The following is a 421-nucleotide window of genomic DNA, read 5'->3' as shown; positions in this document are numbered from 1 at the left end:
CTCTCATCAGCGTCTCCGACGACACCTCCGGGCCCGGTGACACCACCCCCCAGGTCATCTCTTCGACAGGGGGACACAGTCATGCCGGGGCCCGGAGGCCAGCGGCCCTCTTGCAGGACCGCGAAAAACATAACGGGGGGGAATGGTGCCGCTCACGGGTGCTCGCTCTCTGCTGCCGGTCGGTCGGTCGGCCGGGCGGGGCATCCATCCTGACGCCCCGCCCGGGCGCGGCTGATCAGTCGGAGTCGGCGTTCGACTCGTCGCGCGGGCGGAGCCGATGGCCCCGTGCCGCCCGGACCGCCTTGTTCTGGCGGCGTCGCGATCCCTCCTCGTCGCCGTCCTCGGTCGAGTAGCGGGCGATCTCGGCCTGTGCGGCGGCCTCGGTGGCGCGCTCGGGGGCGGCCGGGGGCGGGGTGGTACG

1 protein-coding gene is annotated in these 421 nt (G+C 73.4%); it reads right to left on the bottom strand.

The window, feature by feature from the left end; translation table 11 throughout:
* Positions 1–235 precede the first annotated feature (235 nt).
* A partial coding sequence (locus PUR56_RS13520; RefSeq protein ID WP_329949079.1) for a hypothetical protein occupies positions 236–421 on the bottom strand: 186 nt, incomplete at its 5' end.

The organism is Streptomyces sp. BE303 (assembly GCF_036290945.1).
GTDB lineage: Bacteria > Actinomycetota > Actinomycetes > Streptomycetales > Streptomycetaceae > Kitasatospora.
This window is presented reverse-complemented; position numbering and strand designations above follow the sequence as displayed.